The sequence below is a fragment of the Zavarzinella sp. genome (genome assembly GCA_041399155.1).
GTDB lineage: Bacteria > Planctomycetota > Planctomycetia > Gemmatales > Gemmataceae > JAWKTI01.
This window is the reverse complement of record JAWKTI010000007.1, coordinates 41,548-65,725: the sequence shown is the minus strand read 5'-3', so window position 1 is coordinate 65,725 and position 24,178 is coordinate 41,548. Positions and strand designations below refer to the sequence as shown.

Sequence of the window (24,178 nt, the reverse complement as noted above, 5' to 3'; positions counted from 1 at the left end):
TTGATAGAAACGTTTAATGCGTTATCAACAATTGCCCAACATGGCAATTTATGGGCACCGCGGCTTACGCCATCTGCTTACAGAGCAGATGATGCGATGCCAGTTCAAGTTTCTGCCCTGGATTCCCGCCTTCGCGGGAATGACGGTTTCAAGTGGAAAGCAGTTTATTGTTGATAGCTTGAGCTGTCCCTGGATTCCCGCCTTCGCGGGAATGACGTTTTCAAGTGGGTAACAGGCGCTAGGTTGTACGTTGAGTTTTCTGCCTTCGCGGGAATGATGGTTGGTGTAACCGTCTGAAGGCAAAAAGCGTCCATGCTTCAGGCACGAAGTGCCGTCTAGTCTTAGCCTGGTCCGTGAGGGCCAGGATTGGAAGTTTCCAATTTCCGAAGGCCTGTAAGGCCGTCTCAAGATTCAAGTTTCTGCCCTGGATTCCCGCCTTCGCGGGAATGACGGTTTCAAGTGGGTAACAGGTAATAGGTTGTACTTTGAGGATTCTGCCTTCACCGGTGAACGCAACCTTGGCATCACGAATGATGGTGGCGGGACATACTACATCCCAAATTAATATCCTGCGACATTACTTTTCCGCACGTTTGACCATTTCATTCACCCAGATCGGTACATACGGTGGGGTGCAGCCTTTGGAAACGGGATAGTCCCGGTACAATCCCAGTTTTTCGCCAATTGCCAACGCCCGCGTGCGGTACTGGGCGTGGTGAATGCCAATGTGGCCCAGGCAGAAGTTCATCGTCCATTGCACCATGGGTGGGGCGGTGGCCATTTCCGCTTCCAGCCGATCCAACAGTGCAGGAAGGTCCAATTCTGAAGAATCTTTCACAATCAGAGAAGAAGTTAACGCCCAGCCGGCACGTGCGGCCCATGGGTCGGCATCGTCCATCCAGCTTTCACGAAAAGTGTCCTTATCGGGATGATTTTTCACCACGTAGGCATTGAACCAGTCGGCCACCTGAACCTGATTGGCCTCGCGGATCATTTGATCCAACTCCTTAGCAGATAAGGACTTCGGCTTCATTGCCAGAATCGCCAGAAGGCGGGCCTCCAGGTTTCCGGTGGCCCACAGTGACAGTGCCTGTTCGTGGCTTAACTTCAGCTCTTTTGCCAGTTTGCGAATCTCCCCCAGTGGGACACCAAATTGATTCTCGCCCGCACCATCTTTTTTGTTGTGGGCATACGTTTTTTCATTCGTGCGTGCCTTCAGTTGAGTCAGGATCTCCTGCACCTCAGCAGAATTGGCTTTCTTTTTCATCAATGCACCCCACCCGGTTTGTGAAATTATCGTCAATTGTAGCTGTTCTCAGCCTCTCGGTGCGTCTGTTACCACTTCAATTTACTACATCAACCAATCATGAAGCATCCACACCCCAGGAGATGAGAAAATGATGAGAAATCATATCGTGCTGGCACTATCGCTGGTTGGCAGCCTTGTCTATGGTGCAGAGTATCGGGATGTCGTTTGTGAAGGAAGTTACGCCCATCACCTGCAGGGGATTTGCGTCGATCAGAAGGCGATTTACTGGTCGTATACCACCACGCTGGTGAAAACCGACCTGCAAGGGAAACTGCTGAAGAAAATAGCGGTGGCCAACCACCATGGCGATCTTTGTGAGGCGGATGGCAAACTCTATGTGGCAGTGAATCTGGGTAAGTTCAACGATCCGAAAGGCAACGCGGATTCGTGGGTGTATGTGTATGAAGCGGCAACGTTGAAGGAATTGGCCCGCCACGCGGTGCCGGAAGTTTTTCATGGTGCGGGTGGTATTGGCATCCGCAACAAACAGTTCTACGTGGTGGGCGGTTTGCCCACCGAGGTCGAGGAAAATTACGTCTATGAATATGACTCAAAGTTCAAGTTTGTGAAAAAGCACATCATCAAGAGTGGCCACACCCACCTGGGGATCCAGACAGCTACTTTTGCCCACGATCGCTGGTGGTTTGGCTGTTACGGTGAGCCGAAGATTCTGCTGGTGACGGATGCCACGTTTGGCAAACCGGTTCGCCACGAATACGACTGTTCGCTGGGGATCGTTGGCTTACCCGCTGGGAAGCTGTTTTCAGCCACTGGCAAGTGCGATAAGGAGCGTGGTTGTACTGGCCAGGCTCGTATCGTCGTTCCCGATGATAAAACCGGCCTGCGTATTTCTGTGGCAGCGGCATCCTGCCGCTGATTTTTCTTGTTCACCGGCTGGAAGCCAGTGCCACCTTGCTTATCGTGGCACCGGCTTCCAACCAGTGATCGCTTATTGGCGTTTTTGCTTCGTAGCGTTAAATAACGGTTTGTTCTGTTCGTTTCACAACTTCCTTCGGCCACTGACAGGAAATACCCCATGCCTTTCAACCATTTACCGGCCATACTGCACGAAGTGGGGTGTTTGCAACAACTTCCGGCGATGATTGATCCTCAACGGCAATTTCGCGTGCTGGTAATTGCGGATCGACACGCCTACGACCTTACTGGTGCAGCCGAACTGTTTGGCAGCTATTTTCCGGCATCGCACCTGGCACATTTTCATGATTTTGAACCGAATCCCAAATATCAGGATGTCCAGCGTGGGACTGCCAGCTTTCAGGCATTTCAGCCCGACCTGGTTCTGGCGTTTGGTGGGGGTTCTGCCATCGATGTGGCGAAAGTAATTGCCCGATATGCCGCACTGGGGGACCAGCTAGCAGCCCACATTCGTGGGGAAATCCCGTTCACACCCAGTGGCCCACCACTGATTGCCATTCCCACCACGGCGGGCACAGGCAGTGAAGCGACCCATTTTGCCGTGATCTATCTGGATGGGGCGAAATATTCGCTGGCGCACCCGAATCTGCTCCCCACGATGGTGGTGCTGGATGCCAGTCTGACTGCACAGTTACCGCCGGGCATTACCAGTGCCTCTGGCCTGGACGCACTGTGCCAGGCTCTGGAATCGCTCTGGGCCGTCGGTGGCACACCGGAATCGGCGGAATATGCACGGCAAGCAGCCCATCTGGCGTGGGCACATCTCGAAAATGCCGTTTGCCACTCCACGATGGAGGACCGTCAGGCGATGCTTTCTGCAGCCCACCTGGCTGGCAAGGCGATCAACATTGGCAAAACAACGGGCCCACATGCATTCAGTTACGCACTGACCAGTAAGTTCGGGGTGCCCCATGGTTGGGCAGTGGCAATGGTTTTCAGCACCTTTCTCCGTTTCAACGCCCAGGTGGGGCCCCACGATTGCCTGCACCCAGGTGGGGTAGCAAAGATTCACCAAAGTATCACAGAAATTGTGCAGATCCTGGGTGCAAAAGATGTAGACCAAGCATGTGCCGTGTGGGAGCAGTTGCTTCAACGGGTACAATGCCCCACGCGATTGTCTCAGGTGGGAGTCAGCGCAGGCGATCTGCCAATGTTACTCGACGCGGTTAATCCAGAACGAGTGGCCAACAATCCACGTCGCCTGCAGGTGGGTGCGTTGCTGCCACTTTTAATGAATATGTTTTAATGAGAATAAATTCATGAGAATTGCTTTCACAATCACGCTGATGACACTGCTTTCCCCTGCTTTTGGTGTTGAAATCATTGGCCACCGTGGTGCGTCGTTTGACGCACCCGAAAACACGCTGGCAAGCGTAGAACTTTCCTGGAAGCAGCAGGCAGATGGCACCGAAATTGATGTGTATCTCAGCAAAGATGGCGAAATTGTGGTGCTGCACGACAAAGACACGAAACGCACCGCAGGCAAGGCGGGGCTGGTGCACGAAATGACCGTTGCCGAATTACAACAACTGGATGTGGGCAGTTGGAAATCGCCCAAATTTGCCAACGAACGGATTCCCACGCTGCAACAGGTGCTGAAAACGATTCCACAGGGGAAGCGGTTGTTTATTGAAGTGAAATGTGGGCCGGAAATCGCCGAAAAGCTCGATGCGGTGCTGCAAGCCAACAAACGACCCAAAGAAGAAACCGTCATCATCAGTTTTAATTCCGATGTGATTGCTGCGATGGAAAAACGCCGACCAGACCTGGTCAGTTATTGGATTGTCAGCCTGAATACCTCGAAAGTGAAGCCAAAGGCTCCCACCGCAGCCTCGCTGATCAAAAAAGCGAAGGAAATTGGTGCGGATGGGCTGGATTTATCTGCCAATGCCAGCGTTCTGGATGCAGAATACGCCAAAGCAATTCTGGATGCCAAATTAAAATTGTGCGTCTGGACAGTCAATGATGTGGAACTCGCGAAAAAAATGATCGCGGTGGGGGTGGAAGGGATCACCACCGATCGTCCGGGCTGGCTCCGCGAACAGTTACAGAAGTAGGCACGAAGTGCCGTCTAATTTTAGCCCAGGCTGGAGATTTGATGCCTGAAATCCGCTCTCACCACCGCATATCAGCAAAAATCACCGCAAGTATTTACTGAGCAGGCAGTTCCGTTCAAAATTAATTCACGTCCGATTATAGCGATTGCAAAAAATGGGAAACTTTTAACCAATTGGCAATTTGGGTTGTTTGCAGCATGGCAACCTAGTAAATTAGGACGGTTCTACGATTATCCAAACCTCGCAGCCCGATCGGAGTTTTCATGTTGCTGATTTCAAAACTTGCACAGTTATTCCAAAGTTCGACTGGTAACAGCACCCAGTCTTGTCGCCTGCAACTGGAAGCGCTCGAAGATCGGGCGGTACCTGCCACATTCACTGTGAATACGCTGGTCGATGAAAACGACGGGATTGATGTGGGGAATGTCTCGCTTCGCGAGGCAATTGCCGCCGCCAATTCTACCGCAGGTGCGGATACGATTAATTTTTCGGTTACTGGCACGATCATTCTGGATAGCTCACTGGAATTGACTGAAACCGGTGCTGCAAACATCACCACCATCAATGGCCCAGAAGGTGGAATTACCATCAGCGGCAACAACGCTGTACTTGTTTTTAATGTTCAAAGCAATGTGCATGTGGCACTCAACAATTTAACGATTGTTAACGGAAGTTCTACTGATGGCGGAGGGATTAACAACAATGGCGGTATTTTGACGATCAGCAACAGCAACCTCAGTAACAATTCTGCGGGCGCTGGTGGTGGGATTAACAACAATGGCGGTACACTGACGATCAGCAACAGCACTTTCAGTAACAATGCGGCAGGCGTTGTTGGCGGAGGGATTAACAACAATGGCGGTATTTTGACGATCAACAACAGCACTTTCAGTAACAATTCTGCGTTCGCTGGTGGTGGGATTTTCAACGGTGGCGGTACGCTGACGATCAGTAACAGCACCTTCAGTAACAATACTTCAGATGAAGGTGGTGGGATTTTCAACACTGACGGTACGCTAACGATCAGCAACAGCACATTCAGTAACAATTCTTCAAATGGTGATGGCGGTGGGATTCGCAACAATACTGGTACGATGTTGATCAGTAACAGCACCTTCAGCAACAATTCTGCAACATCTACTGGTGGTGGGATTTCAAACAATGGCGGTACGCTGTCGATCAGCAACAGCACCTTCAGTAACAATTCGACGGTCTTTCAAGGTGGTGGAATTTTCAACAGTGGCACGCTGACGATCAGCAACAGCACCTTCAGTAACAATTCGACGGACTTTCAAGGTGGTGGGATTTTCAACAGTGGCACGCTGACGATCAGCAACAGCACCTTCAGTAACAATTCTGCCGGCACTTATGGTGGTGGGATTCGCCAAACTGGTGGCACTGTCAACCTTTTCAACACCATTATTGCCAACAGCAGTTCCGGAAACGATTTTGCCCGTTCTAGTGGCACAACAAATGGCAGTAACAATATCATCGAAACCACCAACCATACCGGTGGCACCAACAATCTGACAGGCACGATTACAACAGATCCCAACCTGTCGGCACTAGGCAGTTTTGGTGGGCCCACGCAGACCCACATTCCGCTGGCGGGCAGCCCCGCGTTGAATGCTGGCAATCCCCTGTTTGCCCCACTGACCGATCAGCGGGGGCTGTTACGCGACAGCACGCCGGATATTGGTGCGGTGGAAGTGCTGCAAACGTTCGTTGTCGATGAACTAACCGACACAACGGACGGCAATATTTCGAAAGGGAACTTATCGCTGCGGGAAGCCGTTGACATGGCCAACAGCAACCCAGGGGCTAACACCATTGAAATTGCGAAATCGGGCATCATCACCCTGGGTTCCCAGTTGACCCTCACCGAAACCGGTGCGGCAAATCTTACTACGATCAACGGCCCCACCAATGGTGTTACCATCAGTGGCAACAACGCCGTGCGGGTGTTTAGTATCAACATCGATGTCCACTCGGCGCTGAACAACTTGACGATTGCCAATGGCAATTCAAGTTTTGGCGGTGGTATTAACAACAATGGCACACTGTCGATCAGCAACAGTACCCTGAGTAATAATTCTGCATCCTCTCAAGGTGGTGGTATTAACAACGATGGCGGTGCGCTGACGATCAGCAACAGCACCTTCAGCAACAATTCTGCAACCAGGTTTGGTGGTGGGATTCGCATCCTTAACGGCACTGTATCGATCAGCAACAGCACGCTGTCAGGCAATCGTTCCAATGAAGATGGTGCTGCCATTGATAATAGTGATACGTTGACTTTAAATCATACCACCATCAGCAATTCCATCAGCAACGATGCAACGGATGGGGCCGCAATCTGGAACGGCAACACAATGACCGTGAACAATTCCATTATTGCCAACACCACTGGCGGGGCAGGTGGTGCCGATATTTTCCGAAACACCGGCACATTAAATGGCAGCAACAACATTATTGAAGTAATTGCCGGTACTGGTGGCACGAATAACCTCACAGGCACCATTACCGCTGATCCGATGCTGGGCATTTTGGCCGATAACGGCGGGCCGACGAAGACACATTCTCTGCTGGCAGGCAGCCCTGCGATCAATGCTGCAACTGGAGTTTCTCCTCTGCGCGATCAACGGGGCAAGAACCGCTTGGGTACAGCCGACATTGGTGCGTTTGAACAGCAGCCATCGAATCTCTATGTCGATTTCGGCCCCGGCTTCGGGCTGTACCAACGCACGCCAACATCGTTTTCGCGCTTGAATTCCAACCAGGCCCTGGAATTTCTGCAAGGGAAAGATGGTACGCTCTTCATCAACTTTGGTGCGGCAGGGCTGTACTCGCTGCACCCCGATACCGGTTACAAGCACCTGCACATTTTTGGCCCACAGCAGATGATGCTGGGAGACGATGGCTTCCTGTACCTCAACTATGGTGCCCAGTACGGCCTGTACCGCTGGTCGGAGCCCACGGGATATGAGTTCATCAACCCCAACCCACCGAAGCAGATGCTGTTTGGCCCGGATGGGTTTCTGTACCTGTCCTATTCATTCGGGCTGTATCGCTGGTCGAAATCGCTTCCAGGGAACAATTTTGAACTGCTGAACACCAACAGCCCGGATTACATGGTGTTCGGCCCGGATGGCATGCTCTATATCGACTTCGGTGCGGTGGGACTCTGGCGCTGGTCCAAATCACTGCCAGGTACTAACTTCGAATTGATCAACACCAATAACCCCGACACGATGGTGTTTGGGCCGGAAGGAATGTTGTATATCGATTTTGGCCCGATCGGCCTGTGGCGCTGGTCGAAAGATCTGCCTGGAAGCAATTTTGAGCAATTGAACACGAATAATGCAGATAGTTTGTACTATGGCACGGACGGTTTCCTGTACATCGACTTCGGCGTAATAGGTCTTTGGCGCTGGTCGAAAACGCTCCCCGGCACCAACTTTGAGTTGATTAATACCAACAACCCGGAAAGCATGGTGATGGGCAACGATGGCATGCTCTACATCGACTTTGGTGGTGTCGGCCTGTGGCAGTGGTCGAAGGCACTGCCGGGCAACAATTTTGTGTTCCTGAACCCCAATAACCCCACAAGAATGCTGGCGAGTTAGTCAAAGTATCTCATTTTCGGTGCGATCGGCCTGCATTGTAATCGTGACAGGCCAGGCATCGTCGCAACATCAGAACGAAAATTTTAAAACCAAGCACGAATCTTGTGCCCCTAAAGACTACGTATTCACGTCCGATTATAACGATTGCAAAAAATGGGAAACTTTTAACAAATTGGCAATTTGGGTTGTTTGCATCACGGCAACCTAGTAAATTAGGACGGTTCTACGATTATCCAAACCTCGCAGCCCGATCGGAGTTTTCATGTTGCTGATTTCAAAACTTGCACAGTTATTCCAAAGTTCGACTGGTAACAGCACCCAGTCTCGTCGCCTGCAACTGGAATCGCTCGAAGATCGGGCGGTACCTGCCACATTCACTGTGAATACGCTTGTCGATGAAAACGACGGCATTGATGTGGGGAATGTCTCGCTTCGCGAAGCAATTGCTGCTGCCAATACCACCGCGGGTGCGGATACGATTAATTTTTCGGTTACTGGCACGATCATTCTGGGTAGCGAACTGGTATTGACCGAAACCGGTGCTGCGAACATCACCACCATCAATGGCCCTGCGAACGGTGTGACGATCAGTGGCAACAATGCTGTTCGGGTGCTGGATATTAACAATGATGTGCATGTGGCTGTAAACAACTTGACGATTGTCGATGGTAAATCTTCAGTTGGTGGTGCCATCCGCAACAACGGTGGCACGCTGTTGATCAACAACAGTACCTTCAGAAACAACTGGGCTACAACTACTGGTGGTGCGATTAGAAATGTCAATGGATCATTGTCGATCAGTAACAGCACGTTTTCGGCAAATCGGGCGGATACAGCAGGAGCAGCCATTTATAATGATAGTGGTAGTACCCTATCATTAAATCATAGCACTATCACTGGATCGACTGGTATTGCGTTGTTCAACGACAATCTAGTAGAAATGGTCAATTCCATTATTGCCAACTCTACAACTTCGGATCTTTTCCGCAGTGCGGGAACTCTGAATGGAACCAATAATGTTATTGAATCGATTGCTGGTACGGGTGGGACCAACAACCTGACAGGCACTATCACTGCTGATCCCAATCTGTCGGTACTGGGCAGTTTTGGTGGGCCGACACAGACCCACATTCCACTGGCGGGCAGCCCCGCGTTGAATGCTGGTAATCCGCTGTTTGCCCCACTGACCGATCAACGGGGGCTGTTACGCGACAGCACGCCGGATATTGGTGCGGTGGAACTGACCAAGTTCACAGTCGATGAACTCACCGACATTTCGGACGGCAATATTTCGAAAGGGAACTTATCGCTGCGGGAAGCCGTTGACATGGCCAACAGTAACCCAGGGGCCAACACGATTGAAATTGCAAAATCGGGCGTCATCACCCTGGGCTCCCAGTTGACTCTGACCGAAACCGGTGCGGCAAATCTTACTACGATCAACGGCCCCACCAATGGTGTTACCATCAGTGGCAACAACGCCGTGCGGGTGCTGACAGTAAACATCAGCGTCCATGCCGCACTCAACAATCTGACGATTGCGAATGGGAATTCTGGAAGCAATGCAGGCGGTGGGATTTTAAACGATGGTAGGCTGACGATCAGCAACAGTACCGTCAGCAATAATTCTACAACCAATTTTGGTGGTGGGATTCGCAACGGCGGCACGCTGACGATCAGCAACAGTACGTTGTCGGGCAATCGTTCAAATAATGATGGTGCCGCTATTGATACTAGTGGAGAGTTGACTTTAAACCATACCACCATCAGCAATTCCATCAGCATCGACACAGCGAACGGTGCCGCGGTATGGGTCTTTGGTGGATCGGTGACCGTGAACAATTCCATTATTGCCAACACCACTGGCGGGGCAGGTGGTGCCGATATTTTCCGAAACACCGGCACATTAAATGGCAGCAACAACATCATTGAAGTGATTGCTGGCACGGGTGGGACCAACAACCTGACAGGCACGATTACCGCTGATCCGATGCTTGGGGTATTGGCCGATAACGGCGGGCCGACCCAGACTCATTCTCTGCTGGCTGGCAGTCCCGCGATTAATGCTGCCACCGGAGTTTCTCCTCTGCGCGATCAACGGGGCATGAACCGCTTGGGTACAGCCGACATTGGAGCGTTTGAACAGCAGCCATCGAATCTCTATGTCGATTTCGGGCCCGGCTTCGGTCTGTACCAACGCACCCCAACATCGTTTTCGCGCTTGAATTCCAACCAGGCCCTGGAATTTCTGCAAGGGAAAGATGGTACGCTCTTCATCAACTTTGGTGCGGCAGGGCTGTACTCGCTGCACCCCGATACCGGTTACAAGCACCTGCACATTTTTGGCCCACAGCAGATGATGCTGGGAGACGATGGCTTCCTGTACCTCAACTATGGTGCCCAGTACGGCCTTTACCGCTGGTCGGAGCCCACGGGATATGAGTTCATCAACCCCAACCCACCGAAGCAGATGCTGTTTGGCCCGGATGGGTTTCTGTACCTGTCCTATTCATTCGGGCTGTATCGCTGGTCGAAAACGCTGCCAGGCAACAATTTTGAACTCATCAATGCCAACAGTCCGGACAATATGATTTTCGGCCCGGATGGCATGCTCTATATCGACTTCGGTGCGGTGGGCCTCTGGCGCTGGTCCAAATCACTGCCAGGTACTAACTTCGAATTGATCAACACCAATAACCCCGACACGATGGTGTTTGGTCCGGAAGGAATGCTCTATATCGATTTTGGTGCGGTGGGCCTTTGGCGCTGGTCGAAAGATCTTCCGGGAAACAACTTTGAGCAATTGAACACGAATAATGCAGATAGTTTGTACTATGGCACGGACGGTTTCCTGTACATCGACTTCGGCGTAATAGGTCTTTGGCGCTGGTCGAAAACGCTCCCCGGCACCAACTTTGAGTTGATCAATACCAACAACCCGGAAAGCATGGTGATGGGCAACGATGGCATCCTGTACATCGACTTTGGTGGTGTCGGCCTGTGGCAGTGGTCGAAGGCACTGCCGGGCAACAATTTTGTGCTCCTGAACCCCAATAACCCCACCCGCATGCTGGCGAGTTAGAGTGGGTAATTCGCGTTGTGAGCCATAGACGGCCCTACAGGCCTTGGAAAATGTGGGCATCAAATTCCCGGCCCTTACGGACCGGGCTACGCTTAGACGGCACTTCGTGCCTGAGGCAGGATTCAGCCTTGTAAATTGTCGGTATCGCACGCATACGGACCGGGCTACGCTTAGACGGCACTTCTTACTTGGAAAATGTGGGGCATCAAATATCTGCGTCCGTGAGGGATGGGAATCAAGCCCACGGAATGTAGTTGTTCCATCAATCGTGGAGCTGGCTCAGTGGGATGCGATTGTGGGTGGGGTTTTCTTCAACGGTGGGGCTGGAGCATTTTCCACAACCACTGCCGCAGCCTTTTCCGCTGCCACGCCAGGTCTGGATTACCTGCAACAGCACATAAGCCAGAGCAATCCCGATCAGGACGCCTGTGGCAATCGATTGCCAGTCGAGTGACATGTTTAGCCACCCCCAATGATCAGTTTGCCTACCTGTACCACCACCAGCGTGGCGACATAGGCCAGAACGGTCATGTAGACAAAGGTAAACGTGGGCCAGAACCAGCTTTTCGTTTCCCGCCGGATGACGGCCAGGGTGGAGACGCACTGACAGCACAAGGCAAAGAAAACAATCACCCCCAGGGCAATCGGGATGCGGTAACGACTTCGCAACGGATCGGCTTCCCATTCCGACTTAATCGCTTCGCTCAATGGGGTGGTGCCAGGGTCATCCGCATCCTGAATGTCGCCCGGATCGACATCCCCCTGCTGATAGAGCATCCCCATGGTGCCCACAATCACTTCACGTGCGGGGAAACTGGACAGCACCGCCACGTTGGTTTTCCAATCCCACCCCAGTGGGGCAAAAATCGGTTCCATTGCCTTACCGGTGCGTCCCAGATAACTTTTTTCCCGCCATTCTGCCTTCACCCGATTAATCTCATTAGTGAGAAATTCTTCATTTTCAGGTTCCAGTTCCAATTTTTCTTCCAGCACCTGAATTTGCTCTGGGTAGGATTGCCCATCCTGATTCACCGTGGGGTAATACAAACTGGCCCAGATGAGGATGACGGCGGCAAAAATCATCGTTCCTGCCCGCACCACAAAGGCAGTACCGGCACGAGACATCCGACGCACAATCGAGCCGATCTGTGGCCGACGATAAGGCGGCATTTCCATAATGAAAACGGGTGCTTCACCTTTCAGCAAGGTGCGTTTTAACACCAACGCCACCAGCGGTGCGGTGACAAACCCAATCATGTAGGCACCAAACAGCACCAGTCCTGGCAGCCAGATCGGGTCACGGAGGAAAGTCCAGATCACCAGCGTGTACACCGGCAGGCGGGCCGAACAACTCATCAGTGGTGCGACAAGAATCGTTGCGAAGCGATCTCGTTTATTTTCAATGACCCGCGTTGCCATGATGCCCGGCACCGCACAGGCAACAGAAGAAAGCATGGGGATAAACGATTTGCCGTTCAGCCCGCAGCGGGACATCAGTTTATCCATCAGAAAAGCCGCACGTGCCATGTAACCACAATCTTCCAGTACCGCGATCACGCCGAACAGCAGGCAGATTTGTGGCAGAAAGATCAGCACGCTGCCCACGCCATTGATCATTCCATCAATAATCAGGCTGCGAAACGAACCGGGCGACAGCACCTTTTCCACCTGATTGCTCAGCCATTCCTGCGATTGCTCGATCGGTGCCATGAAATAGCCGGACCAGGCAAAAATCAGTTGAAAAATGATCGCCATCACCAGCAGAAAAATCAACGTGCCCCACAGTTTGTGGGTAAGAATGGCATCCAGCCGATCCGTTGTGGTGCGTGGGCGTTGGCTGGGTCGCTGGATGACGCTGGCTAATTGGCCTTTCAGCCAGTGGTAGCGGGTTTTCGCTTCCACCATGGGCACGGGGAAACCCGCAGTCTGTAGATTTTCGCGAATAGTGGCCAATTCTGGCTGTTTCTGTGGCTGTTCTGCCAGAAAACGCTGTTCGGCATAGCCGCCACGGTCGAACAGAACCCGCATCGCATGGACGTGGGAGGTGCAGCCCAGTTGCAGCACATTCTCAATTGCTGCCACCACAGGTGGGGGAAAATCCACTTTTGTTGTCGGTGCAGGAGGCAGGTGGGCAAGCTGTTCCAGAAGTTTGTCGATCCCTTCGCCACGATCCGCACGCACAGGCACCACCGGAATGCCCAGTTGGGCCGCCAGTTTCTGATAATCGATGCGGATTTGCTGCTGCTCGGCCACATCAATCATGTTGACCACCAGCACCAGCGGAATACCGATATCCAGAAGTTGTGTTGTCAGGTACAGGTGGCGGTCGAGATTGGCAGCATCCACAATCGAAACCACCACATCAGGTGGGGGCTGCTGTGGCAAAGTCCCGGTACAGAGATCGAGTGTCAGCATCTCATCGGGGCTGCGGGCCGACAAGCTGTAAGTGCCTGGCAGATCGATAAATTCGAATTGTTGTCCCTGAAATTCCTTCTTTCCCGTATGAATGTCGACCGTAACCCCGGGATAGTTGCCCACGTGCTGACGTAAACCGGTCAGGCGGTTGAACAACGTCGATTTGCCCGTGTTGGGATTGCCAATCAAGGCGATTCGAAGGGAGGGTTTCATGAAGACACAGGGGGGAGAAGTTCAATTTCAATTAACTGGGCATCAGATTTTCGCAGGCTCAGGCGGGTAGCACCGACTTCAACTTCCAGCGGATCGCCCCACGGTGGGATGGCAACAATGGAAATCTGCTCGCCTTCCAGCACACCCAGTTCCATTAATCTCTGGGTGGAGGCAGAAAACGCACCCATTCCTGTGATAATCCCCACCTGACCAATGGCTAAGTCACTTAATCTCATCAATTGTTAACCACTTGCTCAATTGTTGATCAGAACTGGCTGGGTGGGCTGCACCCAGAGTGAGCATTCATCGCAGAATCGGACAGCAAAAACGCTGCCATGCACACGCACCATGGCAGGGGAGCCGTGCCGCACCAATTGAAAGGCGGTGCCTGGGTGCAGGCCCAGCTCTCGCAGATGCTGAACATAGCAGGCATCGCCATCGATTTCCACGACTTCAGCCCACTCACCTGCGGTCAATTGTGCGAACGGAATCATGTAAGAGGTTTCCTGCGGCGTGCTTGTTGAGACTAAGTATCATTCTACAGCAGCTTTGGACACAATGTCAAGGTGGTAGTCGGATTTCCGTTCAGAAAATCTTCATAATATAACCGACCGGTGATGATATTGTTGAGAAGATAGCCTTCAAAAAATATAAATGACCGGTTATGTATCTGATTGCAGGTGAAATACAGCTTTTGGCCTTACCCACTTTCCACTATACTGTGGGGTAGGATTATTTTGGGGTAAATTCGATGGCACAGCAAAGCACCGGGATGCTGAAAGGCTTTTTTATTGGGATGATCGTGGCCCTGTTCATCACAGGAGGTCTGTGGGGAACCCTGTACTACGTGGCCAACGAAAAAGTGACGGAACTGCTGGCACGCCTACGCGGTGCCAAGGATGAATTAAAGAATGATGAAGATGATCCCTTTAAGGTAAATACCGATCCTTCGAAGGTCCCACCCCCACCTGGAAGTCGCCGCCCACAACCAGGGATTCCGGGCGGCCCAGGTGGCCCACGCCCAGGGATTCCGGGTATCCCACCCATCCCACCGATGCCTGGTAATGGAGGGCCAACCAGTATTAATATTGAAGGGGTTGGCAGCGTACCACGAACGGAAGACGGTCTTCAATGGATGCCGCTACCCCGATCCAATTTGGAGACCACAGGTTATACACCTGTACGTTTGAAACAACCAATTATGAAAGAGTTTCCAAACGGAATTGCTTCCCATGCAATTCTGGATTATGGAGAATCAATTGCTGTGATCACTACTGACGGCAAATTAAGTTACTTCAAACTGGATGGCAGTAAAGAATATTTTATGAACTTGCAAGTTCCTGAAGGTGCTGGTGAACTTTCTGGCCACATTTTACCGATTGTTTGCCATCCAGACCATGGCAAACTCACTCAATACACAACATCAGGAACACCTGGTATTACAAAAACTATCCAGCAATTACCGATACACTTAGCGGGCAGTTATCAGCAAAACTACCAATGGCTTTCTACCAAGAAGCATCAACGTGTACTGTTGGATTCCTCTACTTTGCGGACGTACTACCTCGGAAGACTTGCACATGATGTGCTTGACAGCAAAGACTATTATCCTACAACCTGGACTTCGCCAAGTAAAAACATCGCCTTACTGGCACAATTTGACCGTGCTGACAAGATTGCAGTTGTCAATCTTCAACAACGTCAGATTCTTCTGAAAAAACTAGAAAAAGATATACAGTTACCTAACGTCAATGTGCGTATCAGATTGTCTGGAAGGGGTGATAATGCCTTTCTTGATTCTGGACATGTTCTACCTTTAATTACAAAGGAATTGCCAACACAAGAAGTTTGGAGTGACAAAATCGACCCAAATCTTGTACGGATTCCTGCTTTTGATAGTGAACATGTTTTGGAATATGAACTTGGAAATGGGGTCAAGCCCGATCAGCTTCGAATTCTTACTTATTACAATGTTCGTCACATACTAGCTACTATCGAACGGGATACCCGATTCAGTGATGGTTATCAGGTATTTTCCAATACCCACTTTTCGTTCAACAAAGGTTATATTGCCTTTGTAACGGATAAAAATGTCAAAGTGATCCCATTGCCATCTTCTATTTCAGGGCCACTCAAAGAATCAGAGCTTTGTAAGGCGCTGGCACCTAAGGTCGATCCGAAGCCAAAAGACCCAATGCCAATGAATCCGATGCCCAAAGTGGATCCCAAGGTGCCCAGCGGTGATGTGATCGACTTTGTCTCCCCCGCACCTGCAGTGGCACCAGATATGGAGCCCACCAAACTGACGGAGCGTACGGAAATCGAACTGCCCGCCACCTTCGACGACTATTGCTACGGTGGGCACGGTCGTTACGTGGTGGTGCGGTATACCGTACTGCCCCAATTGGCGATTTACGACTTGACCACCCGCGAACGGGTCGCAGTGATCCCACTGCCGAACGCAAAAACGCCGTTTGCAGCATCTGCAGATAGTGTGGTGATCTTCAGCGATACCGTGTCGTCGTTTTCCAGTTACGATCTGGCCACTGGAAAGCGGAAAAAACTGGCACCCACACCATTCAACCGTGTGGAACAGATGCAGATGGGTTTTGCTTCCAACGGCCCACTGTGGGTGCGAGGCGACCGTGGCACGCACCTGGTTGACCTGGAAAGCCTGAAAATCATGAAATCACCCTCTGCAACGATTCCCACCGTCTTCCCACGCAGCGATGTCTGGATTAGTGGGAATGGTCAGGTGTTCGGCAGTAAACAGCTACGCGTAGGTGGCAAACTTTCCGCATCCAGCATTAGTATTGCTGGGAAAGACTGGAAGGAAGCCTCGGAAGATTCCGTGACCGACTACGTGATCCCGTCTGCCACGGGCAAGCAACTGTTTGTCAGTGGACATGGTGTGTTTAGCGATCAGCTCCGGACCCTCCCGGGTAGTTCCTTCTCGTTAGGCAAACTGGCTGGGGAACCGAGTCTGAAACTACTCCCCGCCTCCAGCGATGACTTCTACTTGCACCTTCACCTGGATGGTGGCAAGAAATACTATGCAGAACAGCCAGAAAATGGCGTGACGGTCTATAGTTCAAAAACCTTCAAACCAGTGGCAACGATTGAGGCACCTGCTGGAGATCTTTCCGCACCCGGCAGTAATGTCTCAGCTTTCCTGTCAGTGCCGCATCAGCTATTGACATTGATTCCTGAAAAGAAAGACCGAATTGTTCTCATTCCCGTCCCACAGGTAGGTGGGAAGTAACCGCGTTCTCAGAATTTTTTCACTTCACCCCATCGTCTGCATCATGAATCCACCCACCTTAAAGGAATTGTCCGACCTGAAATCGGGTGAAACGGGGATCTTTTTTGCCCGCCTGGCAGAAAAATATCGCCAGTTGACGCGGGACAAAAAAGCCTATTTCGTCTGCAAGTTCACCGATACCAAACGCACCGTCGGTGCGTTGTTCTGGGCGGATGGTCGGCTGTTTCCGTATGTGGAACGCGACTGGGAGGTGGGCCAGTTTTTCAAAATTGTTGCCGACTATGTTGAAAATCCCCGTTTCGGTCCCCAACTGGAAGTGCAGAAAATTCGCCTGGTGGAAGAGAAAGACTTTGCAGAAGGTTTTGATCCGAAACGCTACCAACTGATTGCCCGCTCCGACCCGGAATTGGCCTATCAGCAACTGGTCGAACTGGTGCAGGCCGAAATTGCCGATCCGCCTTTTCAGCATTTGGTGCTATCGATTTTGCAGACGCACCAACAACTGCTGAAGGTGCTGCCGGGCAGCAGGCACCGCTACTACCCCTTTCCAGGTGGGTGGCTGGAACACACGCTGCGTGTCAGCCAGCACGCTGCCCTGCTGGGTCACCGCTATCGAGAAATTTACAACGAATTGCAGCCCCCACTGAATGTGGAACTGATCGTCGCCGGTGCAGTGCTGCACGATATTGGTCGCGTGCTGGAATTGAAGCCTGCCGATGTCCCAGACGCACCTGCAGAGCAAACGATTGACGGAGTACTGTTAGGGCACGCAATGCTGGCCCACGACCTGGTGCGGGATGCTGCCCGTACCATTGAGAATCTGCATCCTGAAAGAGTACGACTGCTTTTGCACATCATTGCCAGCTACTTGAAACTACCAGAGTGGGGCTCTCCCCGCCTACCCAACATTCCGGAAGTGCTTGTCATCCACCACCTGGATGATCTGGATGCCAAAATGGAAATGTACTGCCGCTGTCTGACGAAAGATGTTTCGGCAGGCCCGTTCACCGAACGAGACCCAAACCTGATGGCCCTACTCTACCGCGATCGAGAAGTATAGCGGGCAATCACTAAAAATTGTTTTAGCAGCAATCTAGCTGAAATTATGTTGTTTTGGAGCTGGGGATAATGAGTTGATTGCCCTCCTCGTTTGCCATATCAGCAAGTTGCTTCATCAATTGGATTATTTGCAGCTTGTCGTTCGTGTATGTTGTCGAACTAATCTCCGGAATAAGTACGTGGCCAAGGATATCTGGAATAGGATCTGATACCACTTGAATGCCTAACTCAAATAATTTTGAAACTGGGATTTGCACAATCCCAGTGAGCAGGCGCTTTTCAGAGTCCATAGTAACCAGAATATCACTGGGACTATTCAAACATGATAGTCGAAACAGGCTGATTCCATGTTCGTCAATATCCCTGCCTTTTGTTCTTGGAAGAAACGCGTTAGGAGAAATCCTGGGGAAAAATCGCTCGTGCCAGATTCGTCGCAGCAACCATTCATCGCTGGTAATTGAAGAAGCTTCGGACTTCATTAGTTAAGCCAGATGATGTTAAGTTGGTAATGGAATAACCATTTCTTCAGCTTCACCATCACCATTTCTCAACAAATGACATTCCGCATGATCTGGCGAGATTATTTCAATTTCGCAGTATCCATTATCAAGATGCCATTCGAAATACACCGTTGAGTTAACACTTACATGAATCATCGTAGGTGGGACAACATCATTCAATTCAAGTTCATTCGCCAGGGCTATTGCGGCATCTACCAGCACATGGTCTGGAGCGTCAGTTCCTTCGCCATCCCAATCGTCGACTAACTGTTTGAAATTCTGAAGTTGAGCAATCTTTGCCTTCCATTGTTGGACAACTTCGAAATTGCGTACAGTCTTCAGAATATTCAAATCGTAAAACGATCGAGGTTTTGTTTCGTTGACACTCATCTGTGCTTCCTCATATGGTGATTGGGCAGGCACCTGATTGCCTTATTATGACAGACGCCTTGCAGTTCAGCAAGTACTTGCTTCCCCCTACACCGCAGGTGATCGGTAGTGGCGGATCATCGTGGTGATTTCTGCTGGGAAATCCAGGCGATTGGCCACCTGGTAGATAAAGAACGAATCGCCATACTTCTGCTGGCTGACATTCTGATAGTTGCTGGCCACTTCCGTTTTAATGGTGCGGTACCAGTAACCAATCAACCGAGCGTAGGCCTGCTTCAGATCAATTGGTGGGGCATCGGCAACAGTGTAAACCACTTGCACAACACGTGCCAGTGCCATCCATGTGCGGCGATCGTTATTCACCAGGGCCGTGCCTGCGCCTGGCACAAACATCCCTGCAGTGGCCTGGATCACCCCACGATTGGCATGCACCAGATATCGCGAAGAATCCAACAGGCTGTCCGAACCAAAGCTCCTGGCAAGATCTACCTTCACACTGCTTACTTCTGCAATGGGATAGTTCTGCACCACCGCGTGGCTTTGGTTGCCCGCGAAGTATTCGGTAAAGGTGCCCCCATTCCACGTGCGACCCGTGAATGTATTGATCCAGGCATCAGCAGAACTTTGCAGGTCTGTTAACAAGGTATCATCATCCGTGCCCGTAATGCCCAGGCGGATTTTAATATTAGCTAAACTATCAATCGCCATGTTGGCTCTCCAATACGAATTCTTTTCGACTCAATGCAACAAACTACTTTGCGATGCTTGTTCACGTTTGTGGGCTCTGGATTCCCGCCTTCACGGGAATGACGATTGCGGGGCACAATCGTCTGTAGTAAATCAAAGCCACAACCTGCCTTTCCCCTCTCCTGCGAGGAGGTCAAACCAAGAACCTAACCCCCGGCCCCCTTCCCTCGCAAGGAAGGGGAGATTGCAATCAGTCACATCATGCCTTTTCACTTTCCTGTGAGGGTCGCGAAGCCGGGGTGAGGTCAATAACGTTACGCTTCCAGCAATTGGTCGCACACTACAAAACTGGCTTCGTGCCGTGGGCCAGCATCAATATGCTGAATACCCCGCAGCCAGGTCTGGTCGTTCTGTAACGCGGTATCACCATAGCCCGAAGCCATGAACTCCATCACACCCATGCGGGCAATAATCCAATCCGGGAAGTAGCCAAGCACAATGTAGGTCAGATCTTCTCCGCTGCCCTTGGTGCGGTTGTTGGCAATCTGCGAAGATCGCACTACTGGAGTGCCATACAATTCAATTGGTGGGGCGTCGCTGGCATGCCGCGTGGGATGAAACAGAAAACTCCCTTTGGCATCGCTGGCACTGACCGCATCGCTTCGGCGATTCATCAACGCGGCAAACATTGTCTTTCGCATCATCCATGCCGTGGGTGCACGCACCGCGTCTGGCAGTTTGCTTTCCATCAATGCCACATCCTGCACTTCAAACGTATTGCCGTTGGTGCCAGGCGAACTGGCCGTGTGTGTGGTGAAATCGTAATTCAGTAATCCTTCAATCTGGGTGCCGCCGGAACCTTCCAGCATCGCCAGGTCAGCCTTCAGTGCTGCCACGCGGGCCATGTCGTAACGAATCAAGCCTTCCGCAGATGGCGATGCAAACCGCAACAGCTCGTTGTTTACTTTCACAAAAATGCCCAGCTTTTTGGCCTGCAATTCCAGGTTGCCTGTAGCTGGGGTGCTTTCGGTAATGGCAGAACCTTCCCCCACCCAATATGCAGTGGAACCACCCGTTAACTTGGGAAACTGAATCCGCCCGTTCGGTGGCAACGCAATTTCCTGGGCCCCCGCCTGCACAAACGCTTCCATGTTGCGTTGCAGTTCAATTACTTCGCCATTGGCTGCCGCAGGAACCAGCGTGCCACCGGCAGATGCCACACCCGTGCCCAGCACTTTTGTCTGCAGGTTCAGCTTGCGAACCAGCCAGGCGGCTTCATCCGGATCGTACTGGGCAGAGTTGGCCAGCATCTTCTGCCGCAAGTCGTTGCGAAGCATTTCGCCCTTCGGTTCAAACGCTGGCAGGTGCTTGGTGGCCAGCGGAATCAAAAACGATTGATGCCCACAGTGGGGAATAAATCCATACGTCTGATACAGTTCCTTCAACTGCTGGTGCGTGTGAATCTCTTCCTTTGCCTGATCCGGGCCAATGTAACCCAATGCAAATGCTGCTGCCTTCAATACTGTAGCCCTGGGAATCCTTCCCCACTGGTCCACTGGTTGCCCACGGCACACGACGTGGCTGGCGGTGCGTTTCTGCCAGTGCCTTCTCTACGGCAGTGCTGGCTTCCTGTTCGATAAATTCCACCACTTCCTGACGGGTAGAAAACTTTTCTTCTGCAATCATTACTGCTTCGTTCATCTCATTCTCCTGTTCAAATTCAACCAAGTAAAACGTCAAACAATTGACATACGTTGATATTTATGGCCGCACATTTCCTGCTATTGATACAGCGGCGCCAGCAGGTCGCGAATCAACCAGCTTCGCAAATCGGGATCCTGTACCATCCCTTTGGTTACCGCTACTGTTAAGGCATCTGCATTTTCCGGAATGGGCACTGCCGAATATTCCATCAGCTCCCACGAATCGTAATACCAGCCCGTCTGCTTATACTTGCCATCGTGCAGTGGTACAGCTTTGTGCACACGAAAGCCAATCGACCAGCCACGCAGAATCCCTTCGGCATACAGTTCAAACAGATCCTGGGCAAACCGCGTGCTGGTGCTGAACTTCGTGGTGGCAATCATCTGCCCGGAGCTTACTTCCAGATGAATGCACTTGCCCACGGGTGGCAGATCACGACGATGAGCCCACAGTACAATGGGATTGGCCAGGAATTCTTTCCTGTTGATGATGCCGTTCAGGTTCATCACATCGCCAGCCCGATCCACTTTTGAAGTGGCAATAACAGCACGCACGGTTGCCTGATCCCGCTGGATTTCCAGTGGTGAATTGGCCATTGCCCAGATCAGCGGATCGGCACGCACATTAGGATTGCCTGGGGATTGTTTCTTTTGCATCGTTCTTCTCCTTGTGTAAATACTTGGGCATTACGCGGGTAAAATTGGTTCATCAAACTTGCGATCGCGATACGGTGGCAGGCCACGTGCCTTGCGGATTTCGTTGTACGTTCGCAAACCCGTGGCTGCATCCAGTTCATCATCCTTGCGTCGCTGCTCCTGGTTGCGTGGCGAACATTCCGGAAAACTCACTACCACATCAAAGCCATAGCGGCTGGCCAGATCGCGTGTCAGTGCCTGGGCAATCAGTTCCAGTTTGGGCTGAATCGTCCCTTCGCAAAACATCACGCGGGCACCAAACCAGATGTCTGCCCCCAGGCCCATGTTTTCCACAATGCCTGCCACAGGTGCAGGCACTCGAAAGATTGCAAAGATTTCATCCCGGCTCAGGCGGGCACTATTCAGATAGTCCATCTCCACTGGTCGCAGTGTCCAGGGCGAAGCCTGCAGGCCCTGTTCAAGCACCAGTGGTCGTTGCCAGTTTTCCCGCCCGGAAAAGCGACTTTGAATCCGTTCTTCCAGGCGACGTGCCACCGCATCGCTCAGTGCCTGATCGGTCTGCAGCACCATGCCTGGGCGCTGGCCTGCCACAAAGCTCTGGTGCCTGCTTTTCTGCAGTTCTGTATTGGCATCAATGGTCAGCGAATTGGCTTCCAATGGCGAAAGACCATAGTGCACATCCAGCGGGTTGGGGTATTTCAAATGAATGATTTCGTCTGCGGCAAAGATTTCGCCCGTGTTGCCAGGTGCCTGCAGATAATACCCACGGATAAACTGCTCGCGATCGGGAATCACCCGCATCCATGGTGTGGGAATAATCCACAGTTCGCTGGGGCGGCCCTGTTCATCCTGGGCAACATACCAGTAGCAATTGCCAGTCAGTTCCAGATAGAGCACCGTTAAGTACCAAAGTTCCCACGGTGTTGTCCAGGGGTTGGGATGTTCCAGTAGCTTTACTAAGGGATGGCCTTGTGCCAGGGGCGTATGTTGATGTTCTGCCTGCCCACGATTGACATAAAGATACGGCCGCTGCTTAGCAATTTCCTGAGCAATTGCATTGACGGCAGCATAGACCCAGGATTGATAGTTTCTTAGCTGGGTAGTGGTATCGCCCTGACTGGCCCAGGTGAAGCTGGGCATATTGCCCACGGGCAGGAGGGTAGGTTTTTGCTTTGGTTGTTGTTGCCGCTGGAACCACCAGTTTTTAATATTCTGCCACATGGATAAACGCTCCATATCATGTAAAAGTTGACGATGAAGACATGACCAGGTAAAAGGTGGTTGGGTGGAATTGGCCACCTTCTACCTGGCTGCAAGAGAGGACTCTTGAAGAAGCCTTCAGCATCGATACAGACGTGCCATTTGCACGCACGTATATTAATATATCCACGTGCATTAATTATTCGGCAATTTTGTTCATGCGATTTGCAAAAATGAGAAAAGATGAAAGTCGTAACTAATTGATTGGCAAGGACTTACAGCGAGAAAAACTTTTTTGCGAAAAATTCCAAAATCGCAACCACCCCTATGTTGGTTGGGGTGAAAAGTAGTGTACAGAAGAGGGGTTTAGCACGCCAATGGATCACCTGTTCGATTCCACTTGTCGGACCGGAGTTGTGAATCTCCTGTTTCATGAAGGGCCGCAGGCACGTAACAATTTTAGCCTGGGGGAATCGCCCCAGGACTGAAGAATTATCCCCACAAAGGGCCGCAGGCACGTAACAATTTTAGCCTGGGGCATCGCCCCAGGACTGATTAATCCTGAATGAATGCCTCGTTCAATTCAATTCCATATTTAGTACAGAATCGGAGAAACTCATCCTGAAACGTTTTAGTTTTGTGGTGAACCTCTTGTTCCTGAATATACTTTTGCAAATTTTGAATATCTGCAGGTCCCACAGAAAAACATCCATAACCGCGTTGCCAGGAAAATTTGTCCATAGTGGGCGATAGAGTTTTAATCCATTTTGATGAATCAGTCTTCAGTTCTTCTACTAATTTCGCAATGGTAATCGTGCGTGATAATCTGATTGCCAAGTGCACATGATCGGCCATACCACCCACCTCCACTGGGGCACAGCCATGTTGCCGGGCGATTGTAGCCAGATAAGCGTGAACTCTTGCACGAATTTCCGAATGCAAAAATGGAAATCGATCTTTTGTGCTGAATACCACGTGTATGTAAACCAAACTGTAGGTTTGCGACATTGGAATCTCAGTGACCTGGGGCTTCGCCCCAGGCTGGGTCTGTTACGAGCCTGCGGCCCTTGAAGAATGCTATG

At 51.3% G+C, this 24,178-nt stretch carries 21 protein-coding genes; 8 read left to right on the top strand and 13 right to left on the bottom strand.

All coding sequences use genetic code 11. The features are described 5' to 3' along the window. Positions 1–16: 16 nt before the first annotated feature. Positions 17–232 (top strand): hypothetical protein, encoded by a 216-nt coding sequence (locus R3B84_23650; protein ID MEZ6143571.1) that lies wholly within the window; start codon positions 17–19, stop codon positions 230–232. Between the two features lie 345 nt (positions 233–577). On the opposite strand, the gene R3B84_23645 is transcribed toward R3B84_23650, so the two are convergent. Further along, positions 578–1,267 carry a DNA alkylation repair protein gene (locus R3B84_23645; protein MEZ6143570.1) on the bottom strand — a complete coding sequence of 230 codons (690 nt, stop codon included), beginning with the start codon at positions 1,265–1,267 and terminating at the stop codon, positions 578–580. A 130-nt stretch (positions 1,268–1,397) separates the two neighbouring features. On the opposite strand from R3B84_23645, the gene R3B84_23640 reads away from it, so the two are divergent. From R3B84_23640 to R3B84_23620, 5 genes are all read left to right on the top strand, one after another. Next, positions 1,398–2,186 carry a hypothetical protein gene (locus R3B84_23640; protein ID MEZ6143569.1) on the top strand — a complete coding sequence of 263 codons (789 nt, stop codon included), beginning with the start codon at positions 1,398–1,400 and terminating at the stop codon, positions 2,184–2,186. A 159-nt stretch (positions 2,187–2,345) separates the two neighbouring features. Further along, positions 2,346–3,491 carry a phosphonoacetaldehyde reductase gene (locus R3B84_23635; protein ID MEZ6143568.1) on the top strand — a complete coding sequence of 382 codons (1,146 nt, stop codon included), beginning with the start codon at positions 2,346–2,348 and terminating at the stop codon, positions 3,489–3,491. A gap of 13 nt (positions 3,492–3,504) precedes the next feature. Further along, a complete protein-coding gene (locus R3B84_23630; protein ID MEZ6143567.1) occupies positions 3,505–4,302 on the top strand; it encodes a glycerophosphodiester phosphodiesterase in 798 nt (265 codons plus the stop codon). A 263-nt stretch (positions 4,303–4,565) separates the two neighbouring features. Beyond that, positions 4,566–7,928, top strand: a complete 3,363-nt coding sequence (locus R3B84_23625; GenBank protein MEZ6143566.1) for a choice-of-anchor Q domain-containing protein — start codon at positions 4,566–4,568, stop codon at positions 7,926–7,928. A 262-nt stretch (positions 7,929–8,190) separates the two neighbouring features. After that, positions 8,191–11,010 (top strand): choice-of-anchor Q domain-containing protein, encoded by a 2,820-nt coding sequence (locus R3B84_23620; GenBank protein MEZ6143565.1) that lies wholly within the window; start codon positions 8,191–8,193, stop codon positions 11,008–11,010. Between the two features lie 262 nt (positions 11,011–11,272). Here R3B84_23620 and R3B84_23615 read toward each other — a convergent pair whose 3' ends face one another. From R3B84_23615 to R3B84_23600, 4 genes are read right to left on the bottom strand one after another with little or no spacing between them, the layout of a single operon-like run. Then, the gene (locus R3B84_23615) at positions 11,273–11,467 is read right to left on the bottom strand and encodes a hypothetical protein (protein MEZ6143564.1); all 195 of its coding nucleotides are present in this window, start codon (positions 11,465–11,467) and stop codon (positions 11,273–11,275) included. Positions 11,468–11,469: 2 nt separating this feature from the next. Next, complete coding sequence (feoB, locus tag R3B84_23610) at positions 11,470–13,638, bottom strand: ferrous iron transport protein B (protein MEZ6143563.1); 2,169 nt, start codon at positions 13,636–13,638, stop codon at positions 11,470–11,472. Next, positions 13,635–13,874, bottom strand: a complete 240-nt coding sequence (locus tag R3B84_23605; GenBank protein ID MEZ6143562.1) for a ferrous iron transport protein A — start codon at positions 13,872–13,874, stop codon at positions 13,635–13,637. The genes feoB and R3B84_23605 overlap by 4 nt, the downstream gene beginning before the upstream one ends. Positions 13,875–13,892: 18 nt before the next feature. Further along, a complete protein-coding gene (locus tag R3B84_23600; GenBank protein MEZ6143561.1) occupies positions 13,893–14,132 on the bottom strand; it encodes a FeoA family protein in 240 nt (79 codons plus the stop codon). A gap of 257 nt (positions 14,133–14,389) precedes the next feature. Here R3B84_23600 and R3B84_23595 point away from each other — a divergent pair, with 257 nt between their 5' ends. Then, positions 14,390–16,900: a hypothetical protein gene (locus R3B84_23595; GenBank protein ID MEZ6143560.1), complete on the top strand. Its 2,511-nt coding sequence runs from the start codon at positions 14,390–14,392 to the stop codon at positions 16,898–16,900. A 43-nt stretch (positions 16,901–16,943) separates the two neighbouring features. Beyond that, positions 16,944–17,960 (top strand): HD domain-containing protein, encoded by a 1,017-nt coding sequence (locus tag R3B84_23590; GenBank protein ID MEZ6143559.1) that lies wholly within the window; start codon positions 16,944–16,946, stop codon positions 17,958–17,960. 43 nt (positions 17,961–18,003) lie between these two features. On the opposite strand, the gene R3B84_23585 is transcribed toward R3B84_23590, so the two are convergent. The 8 genes from R3B84_23585 to tnpA all read right to left on the bottom strand — a co-directional run bounded on the left by R3B84_23585 (position 18,004) and on the right by tnpA (position 24,104). Then, positions 18,004–18,438 carry a hypothetical protein gene (locus R3B84_23585; GenBank protein MEZ6143558.1) on the bottom strand — a complete coding sequence of 145 codons (435 nt, stop codon included), beginning with the start codon at positions 18,436–18,438 and terminating at the stop codon, positions 18,004–18,006. Positions 18,439–18,456: 18 nt separating this feature from the next. Next, a complete protein-coding gene (locus R3B84_23580; protein ID MEZ6143557.1) occupies positions 18,457–18,849 on the bottom strand; it encodes a hypothetical protein in 393 nt (130 codons plus the stop codon). Positions 18,850–18,936: 87 nt separating this feature from the next. Next, the gene (locus tag R3B84_23575) at positions 18,937–19,557 is read right to left on the bottom strand and encodes a phage head-tail connector protein (GenBank protein ID MEZ6143556.1); all 621 of its coding nucleotides are present in this window, start codon (positions 19,555–19,557) and stop codon (positions 18,937–18,939) included. A 293-nt stretch (positions 19,558–19,850) separates the two neighbouring features. Next, positions 19,851–20,873 (bottom strand): phage major capsid protein, encoded by a 1,023-nt coding sequence (locus R3B84_23570; protein MEZ6143555.1) that lies wholly within the window; start codon positions 20,871–20,873, stop codon positions 19,851–19,853. Between the two features lie 13 nt (positions 20,874–20,886). Then, positions 20,887–21,237 (bottom strand): hypothetical protein, encoded by a 351-nt coding sequence (locus R3B84_23565; GenBank protein MEZ6143554.1) that lies wholly within the window; start codon positions 21,235–21,237, stop codon positions 20,887–20,889. Between the two features lie 80 nt (positions 21,238–21,317). Next, positions 21,318–21,896 (bottom strand): HK97 family phage prohead protease, encoded by a 579-nt coding sequence (locus R3B84_23560; GenBank protein ID MEZ6143553.1) that lies wholly within the window; start codon positions 21,894–21,896, stop codon positions 21,318–21,320. A 30-nt stretch (positions 21,897–21,926) separates the two neighbouring features. Further along, positions 21,927–23,117, bottom strand: a complete 1,191-nt coding sequence (locus R3B84_23555; GenBank protein ID MEZ6143552.1) for a phage portal protein — start codon at positions 23,115–23,117, stop codon at positions 21,927–21,929. Between the two features lie 534 nt (positions 23,118–23,651). Then, positions 23,652–24,104: an IS200/IS605 family transposase gene (gene tnpA, locus R3B84_23550; GenBank protein ID MEZ6143551.1), complete on the bottom strand. Its 453-nt coding sequence runs from the start codon at positions 24,102–24,104 to the stop codon at positions 23,652–23,654. Between the last annotated feature and the right edge of the window lie 74 nt (positions 24,105–24,178).

Bases quoted from the DNA above. Each gene is read 5' to 3' on its own strand.
- R3B84_23650 (MEZ6143571.1), top strand. From the start codon at position 17: ATGCGTTATCAACAATTGCCCAACATGGCAATTTATGGGCACCGCGGC.
- R3B84_23595 (MEZ6143560.1), top strand. From the start codon at position 14,390: ATGGCACAGCAAAGCACCGGGATGCTGAAAGGCTTTTTTATTGGGATG.
- R3B84_23645 (MEZ6143570.1), bottom strand. From the start codon at position 1,267: ATGAAAAAGAAAGCCAATTCTGCTGAGGTGCAGGAGATCCTGACTCAA.
- R3B84_23625 (MEZ6143566.1), top strand. From the start codon at position 4,566: ATGTTGCTGATTTCAAAACTTGCACAGTTATTCCAAAGTTCGACTGGT.
- R3B84_23615 (MEZ6143564.1), bottom strand. From the start codon at position 11,467: ATGTCACTCGACTGGCAATCGATTGCCACAGGCGTCCTGATCGGGATT.
- R3B84_23640 (MEZ6143569.1), top strand. From the start codon at position 1,398: ATGATGAGAAATCATATCGTGCTGGCACTATCGCTGGTTGGCAGCCTT.
- R3B84_23585 (MEZ6143558.1), bottom strand. From the start codon at position 18,438: ATGAAGTCCGAAGCTTCTTCAATTACCAGCGATGAATGGTTGCTGCGA.
- tnpA (MEZ6143551.1), bottom strand. From the start codon at position 24,104: ATGTCGCAAACCTACAGTTTGGTTTACATACACGTGGTATTCAGCACA.
- R3B84_23600 (MEZ6143561.1), bottom strand. From the start codon at position 14,132: ATGATTCCGTTCGCACAATTGACCGCAGGTGAGTGGGCTGAAGTCGTG.
- R3B84_23605 (MEZ6143562.1), bottom strand. From the start codon at position 13,874: ATGAGATTAAGTGACTTAGCCATTGGTCAGGTGGGGATTATCACAGGA.
- R3B84_23635 (MEZ6143568.1), top strand. From the start codon at position 2,346: ATGCCTTTCAACCATTTACCGGCCATACTGCACGAAGTGGGGTGTTTG.
- R3B84_23555 (MEZ6143552.1), bottom strand. From the start codon at position 23,117: ATGTGGCAGAATATTAAAAACTGGTGGTTCCAGCGGCAACAACAACCA.
- R3B84_23620 (MEZ6143565.1), top strand. From the start codon at position 8,191: ATGTTGCTGATTTCAAAACTTGCACAGTTATTCCAAAGTTCGACTGGT.
- feoB (MEZ6143563.1), bottom strand. From the start codon at position 13,638: ATGAAACCCTCCCTTCGAATCGCCTTGATTGGCAATCCCAACACGGGC.
- R3B84_23590 (MEZ6143559.1), top strand. From the start codon at position 16,944: ATGAATCCACCCACCTTAAAGGAATTGTCCGACCTGAAATCGGGTGAA.
- R3B84_23570 (MEZ6143555.1), bottom strand. From the start codon at position 20,873: ATGCTTCGCAACGACTTGCGGCAGAAGATGCTGGCCAACTCTGCCCAG.
- R3B84_23580 (MEZ6143557.1), bottom strand. From the start codon at position 18,849: ATGAGTGTCAACGAAACAAAACCTCGATCGTTTTACGATTTGAATATT.
- R3B84_23575 (MEZ6143556.1), bottom strand. From the start codon at position 19,557: ATGGCGATTGATAGTTTAGCTAATATTAAAATCCGCCTGGGCATTACG.
- R3B84_23560 (MEZ6143553.1), bottom strand. From the start codon at position 21,896: ATGCAAAAGAAACAATCCCCAGGCAATCCTAATGTGCGTGCCGATCCG.
- R3B84_23565 (MEZ6143554.1), bottom strand. From the start codon at position 21,237: ATGAACGAAGCAGTAATGATTGCAGAAGAAAAGTTTTCTACCCGTCAG.
- R3B84_23630 (MEZ6143567.1), top strand. From the start codon at position 3,505: ATGAGAATTGCTTTCACAATCACGCTGATGACACTGCTTTCCCCTGCT.